The organism is Dolichospermum sp. LEGE 00246, assembly GCF_015207865.1.
GTDB classification, from domain to species: Bacteria; Cyanobacteriota; Cyanobacteriia; order Cyanobacteriales; family Nostocaceae; genus Dolichospermum; species Dolichospermum heterosporum.
The window spans coordinates 1-6,133 of sequence record NZ_JADEWA010000328.1 but is presented as its reverse complement, the minus strand read 5'-3'; the positions used below and the strand labels follow the sequence as shown (position 1 = coordinate 6,133).

Annotated in this window: 5 protein-coding genes; all 5 read right to left on the bottom strand. The window is 37.8% G+C overall.

Features of this window, described 5'->3' with window-relative positions:
- A partial coding sequence (locus IQ228_RS18735; RefSeq protein WP_193963899.1) for a salt stress protein, Slr1339 family occupies positions 1 to 498 on the bottom strand: 498 nt, incomplete at its 3' end.
- Between the two features lie 252 nt (positions 499 to 750).
- Positions 751 to 1,356 carry a VWA domain-containing protein gene (locus IQ228_RS18730; protein WP_027404694.1) on the bottom strand — a complete coding sequence of 202 codons (606 nt, stop codon included), beginning with the start codon at positions 1,354 to 1,356 and terminating at the stop codon, positions 751 to 753.
- A gap of 34 nt (positions 1,357 to 1,390) precedes the next feature.
- A complete protein-coding gene (locus tag IQ228_RS18725; RefSeq protein WP_027404693.1) occupies positions 1,391 to 1,996 on the bottom strand; it encodes a VWA domain-containing protein in 606 nt (201 codons plus the stop codon).
- A 249-nt stretch (positions 1,997 to 2,245) separates the two neighbouring features.
- A complete protein-coding gene (locus IQ228_RS18720) occupies positions 2,246 to 4,849 on the bottom strand; it encodes an HD family phosphohydrolase (RefSeq protein ID WP_027404692.1) in 2,604 nt (867 codons plus the stop codon).
- A gap of 168 nt (positions 4,850 to 5,017) precedes the next feature.
- Entirely contained in the window at positions 5,018 to 5,914 is an 897-nt protein-coding gene (locus tag IQ228_RS18715) for an ADP-ribosylglycohydrolase family protein (RefSeq protein ID WP_027404691.1), read from the bottom strand.
- Positions 5,915 to 6,133 lie beyond the last annotated feature (219 nt).

Sequence of the window (6,133 nt, the reverse complement as noted above, 5' to 3'; positions counted from 1 at the left end):
TAAGAGACAGGGATAACCTTCAGCAAATTTTTCAAACCATATTCCTTCTGATGACAATGGATCTAATTGATCTAACCATTGTTCAGCAGATTTTTGTAAAGCTGCTTTTTGTTTAACTTGAAGTTTTTCTTGACGAATTTTCTCCTGTGCTAATTCTTCTTGTTTTCGCAGTGCGATCGCCGCATCTTTTGCCAAAATATCAGCTTGTACATCTGCTAATAAGTTGTTGACAAATACATCTGATTTAGGATCAGGTGAATGAACAAATTGAATAGGAGATAACCTATTTTGTGGTTTTGTCGGGTTGGATTGGATATATTCAGTTTTATTTTCCGCCAAATCAGCTTGTACTTCTGATAACAAATTATCTATGAATATATCTGATTTTATTGTCGGTGAAATCAATTTAACTGGGGTTAAATTATTTTGTGGTGGTGTGGTTTTTGGTTCTGTATATTCAGTTTTGAGTTCAGCTAATAGCTTGTCAATGGAATCCATATTTATAATTCCTAAAACAGATAAGATCTCCGACTTCTTTTTTTATCAAATTATGAATTGATGTGAAAAGTGGCGGATCTACTTTTTTAATTTTTAATTCAGTGAGAAGCCCGCTAACCATCAAGGACGGGCAGGATGCCCATCCCACAAAATTGGGTAATTTATTTTTTTGTATTCCCTAAATCAACCATTTTCAATCGCCAAAAAGCCTACTGTATATTAATTTTGCCTTTTGACTTCCGCCTAGCGGTGTTAGTCAGTAATGGCATTAAGCAAAACTTCTGATAAACTCATATCTTCCATATCATCCATTGTCACGGTGTCGCAAATATCAAACTTAGCACCTGCACTTTGCAAATCATCATCCAATATTTTCAGAAAGCGAGTAGCTTGAGGATCATTCCCGACTTGGATAAAAGAAATAGCTAATTCTTCATCTCTATCCAAACGGCGAGAAACTTCAATAATTACCTTCATGACGGCTTTACGATCATCTGGTTCACCGTCAGTAACTACTAAAATTATTTCTCCATTGGGTTTAGTTGTACCGGAGGCTTTGCGTTGCAGATAATCATCGGTAGCGTGTTTCAAAACTCCAGCTAAATCTGTTGTTCCAGAAGGATCATTTTCTGTGAAAATTTGTGTTACTTTGGCAGATGTGACATTTTCATAACGTTTGAATTTTCCAGAAAACAAATAAATAGTAATGCCATCTGGATCAAATTGTTCACATTTACTGGCTAATGCCAAAGTAGATTCTTGTGCTGTTACCCATCTACTTCTCCCACCTTTTTGATCTGGGGTAGCCATGCTACCGCTTTTATCAATAATTAAGGTGTAATCACGGTTTTCTAGCATGACTAAACTCTCCAGATTTGAGGAATTTTGTTAATTAATCAGTGATGGCGTTCATTAAAACGTCAGCCAAACTCATGTCTTCTAAATCATCTAAAGTTACGGTATCACAAATATCGAATTTAGCACCAACACTTTGTAATTGATCATCTAAGGCTTTAAGAAATTTAGTAGCTTGAGGATCTGAACCAACTTGAATCATGGAAATTCCTAATTCTTCATCTTTTTCCATTTGTCGAGTCGCACTGATGATAATTTCAAATACAGCTTTGCGATCATCTGGTTCACCGTCGGTAATGACTAAAATGGTTTCTCCATTAGGTTTGGTAGTACCAGCAGCTTTGCGTTGAAAGTAGTTATTCAAGGCATCTTGAAGTACACTTCCTAAGTTGGTTGTCCCTGCTGGATCATTTTCCTGAAATATCTGGGCTACTTTGGCAGCAGTTACGTTGTCATAACGTTTGAATCTGCCGGAAAAAACGTAAACTGTAATGCCGTCTGGATCAAATTCTTCGCACTTTCTGGCTAAAGCAATGGTAGATTCTTGGGCTATCTGCCATCTAGTTCTCCCGCCCACTTGGTCGGGTGTGGACATACTACCACTTTTGTCAATAATTAAGGTATAGTCACGATCGCTCATCATAATCTTCCTATTGTGATTTTTCTACAGCACTTCCCCATGTTATGAGGTACAAGAACCCCACCCCCAACCCCCTGCCCGCAAGCGATGAGGGGGCTATGATGTATGTCATATAATTGGAAACTGCTGTATCTCTATTTTAACCATTAAGCATGAATACAGCACATAATTCATCAGTCCTTATCTGCGTTTATCTGCGTTTATCTGCGGTTAAGTATTTTTAAAGTCTGATTCTATACAGCTTCATCTTAATTACGAATTACCAACTTTTGCTTTAGGATAAGCAATCCGTTTGTGATGAAATTGTTGCCAAACATCCACAAATATTTGGGCGATTTTTGGCATTTCTTCTCTTGTCAAGCCCGAATCTATTAATTGTTCATCTTGCCATTTGGCTTTGAGGATATTATTCAGCATATTCAAGGCTTTTTCTGGAGTAGCATCTTTGAGACTGCGTAATGCGGCTTCACAAGAATCTGCTAACATGACGATGCCTGTTTCCCGTGATTGAGGGATGGGACCATCATAACAAAAATCGGCTTTATCTACGATGATGTATGGGTTTTCTTGGGCTATTTGTTGGGCTTGGTGATAGAAATAGGCGATCGCCATTGTGCCTTGATGTTCGGGAATAAAAGCCTGAATTGCCGTTGGTAAACTGTGTTTCTTCGCCATGACTAACCCTTCAGTCACGTGCTTTTTAATTAACTCAGCACTTTTCCAAGGATCTTTAATTTCTGTTTCATGTTTATTGGGACTGCCGATTTGATTTTCAATAAATCCCAAAGGATCGTGCATTTTGCCAATATCATGATATAGAGTTCCCGCCCTGACTAATTCTACATTACAACCCAATTGTTTAGCCGCAGCTTCAGCCAAAGTAGCTACTAACAAAGTATGTTGAAAAGTTCCTGGGGCTTCTGTAGCCAGACGCTTTAATAATGGGCGATTAGGGTTAGCTAATTCCGCCAAGCGGATGGGAGTAATTACATCAAATAGTGTCTCCAGATAAGGACTTAAACCCAAAGCCACCACACTCCAAGACAAGCCAGATACAGCAAATAAACCAGCTTCTTGGAAGATATACCAACCCGAACCAAAAACCCCACCAGTGAGGATTTTTAATAATAAGAATACACCACCTTGGGTGAGAGCAGTGACAACTCCTAATAATGCTAATTCTTCACGCGATCGCAATCTATGGGCTATATAACTACTTAACATCCCCCCCCCAGCCCCAGCCAACAATACTAGAATATTTGTATCTGTGGTAATTGGTAGTATCAGCGACAATAACCCCACCACCGTTATGCCTACAGTTGGTCCATAAAAACTGCCTAATAATAAACCAATTGCACTCCAAGTAGTATAGGGCAAACTGATTGCCAATACTCCAGGAACACTCAGAGTCAGCAGGAGAACTAATAAGCGATCGCGTTGTCGTAAATAATTATGACTTTTTCTTTCCAACCACACAAAAACCTGAATTCCTCCAGTCACAACCATTGCTACAACTGTTAAACCCAGCCAATTCACCTGTCTGCCAATCATGCGATAATGTTGTAATATCTGAAATTTACCAATTGTAATTTGTTCTCCTTTGCTAACAATTACCTCTCCTTTTCTAATCTGTACCATCACAGACGGTATTTTATTAGCTACCAGTTGATCTTGTTGTTTAGTTTGGGCTTCATCTTGTTTAATATTTGGTTGTAATACCGCTAAAAATATATTTTTTGTTAATGATTCAGCTTCCATAGGTACAGATAATTCCACTTGTAAACTAACTGCATTATTCAAAATAGATTTGGGTAACCCCGCTGATATACCTTGAGCAAGAATTCGTTCGGCAATTTTACGAATTCCAGCTTGTGTTTTTAACCAATCATTATCAGTTAAGTCTAAAATAACAGATTCTGTATAAATTTTTTGGATCTGTTCATTTTTTAGTTGTGATACTTTATCTAGGGCTTGATTATATCCTTGCCTAACTTGCGCTATTTGGGTAATTAGTGCTGAGAAATCAGATTTTAAAGCAGTAAATTGATAAGCATCCAGTTCTGACAACGCTTGAATAAACGACGCTTCGTCACTATGATTTCCATAACTAGACAACGATACTACCGGAACACTTGATGAATTAAACGACTTTTTGCCATTTATTGAATTTTGCGGTACTAACAAAAATTTGGAATTTTGTTTTCTATTATTTTCTAAAATCACTTTCAGTTTTTGCCATTCTGATTCAGGAAAATTCCTCAAATAACGTTGAGTAGGAATTGATAAAACTGAAGTATTAGAAAACGGAAAAATACCAACTATTCCTCGCAGTTGATTACCTGCATCTAAAATTTCTTCTAAATGATCATTAATTTTATCATTGATCTGGTTATCAAGCATCAAAACTGGCACAGACCTATCTATAGCATCTTTGCGTTTCTGTTCTGTCTCTTCTCGATTTTCAATATTATCCGTGTAAGGAGCAATAAATGTTTGCCAGGCAATATTATCAACTTTCATTCTTGGCTGGTTATATAAATCATGACCCACCACACTTGTCAATGATAATACTGCGAACACCAAAATTATTGAGGAGCGTTTCTGGTGTACCCATCTGAAAATAACTTTACCAACACCACCAGTTTTTCTCACCAATTTAGTAGTTGATGTTTGTGTTTGTCCCCGTTTACCTTGTTTTCCTTGATGGCTATTTGCTGATAAATATAGAAGTAGATTTTTGAAAAAATTTCTATGCAGCTTATGTTGATGCTTTCCTTTACGGAATAGCACTTTATACTGTCGCTGCCATTGCTTTAATTGCTGACTCAAGGACTGCAAAAATTGCTGCGTTTTCATCTTTCCTGCCGCGAAATACCCCAAGTATGGCTGATGCCTCCGGCACACTACCCAAGCTGTGTAATAACTTAATAAGAGGTAGAGGTTCGTATTTGACTCCCTTCAGGGTTAAATACAACAGTCTCCAAATTTACTGCCCAATTAATTCAGTGTTTCGCAAAAATTATTTCAACGTCTACGAATAATATGAGGAGCAGCAAAGATAGTATATCCTGTATCTACACATTCGCCAAAATGATCACTAAAATCATATACCCCAGCCCATACCGCCATCATTATATCGGCTAATTTTAACATCTGGTTAAAACTGTGAAGTCCCCATGCAGGAGAATTGGTGACAGAGGGGGAAATTTGCCAACTTACAGGTATACCAACCGTACTGTTATATGCACCTGATAATCCTCCAGCAATTGCACCTGTAATATCGTAATTGGCAAAATCGTGATTTTGATTAGCTCTTAATGTGGTGAGAGAAAAGTCTTCTAAGGTACTTAGAAAGCAGTAAAAAGCTAAACCAATATTACTAGTTAATTGTTCTGTACTGTTTAATTCCCTGGTTGCTGTTTCTAGTCCTGCACCCTTTTTTAATAAATCATTGACTTTTATTAATTGTTGTGGTAAGAAAGTTGATGTTTTATCTAAAAAACTCACTGTTTCCGAAATTAATGTGCGGGGATTAAGTTTTTCATTCAGGGATTGAGCGATCGCATATCCTATGATTAAACTAGCATCTCTGACAATCGGCTCATCTTGCCACTTGCATATTTTTTGCACTGCTAAAATATTTTCTCGCATTTTTACAGGATTTTCGTGAAAAAACACCACCACCGGCAATATAGCGAGAATCATTTGTCCCCAAGAATTAATATTTTTTTCTAATTTAATATCTGCCGCTTCTTGACGCTTTAACCAGTCCTCTACATCCAACTTACCCAAACTGATTAAACTTTCCGTCCCCAAAACCGCAATCCTACCCAAATTAAAACCATTCGGGTTAGATAAACTCTCTCCTAAAAATGCCCCCAGAAAAGCACCCTTAACCCGACTTACAAGAGAATAACGCATAATTTTTGACTGGTAATTGGTAATTGGTAATTGGTAATTGGTAATTGGTAATTGGTAATTGAAATAACTCTCTCTTCCCTCTTCCCTCTTCTCTGTCACCTGTCACCTGTCACCTGTCACCTGTCACCTGTCACCTGTCACCTGTCACCTGTCACCTGTCACCTGTCACCTGTCACCTGTCACCTGTCACCTGTCACCTGTCACCTGTCACCTGTCACC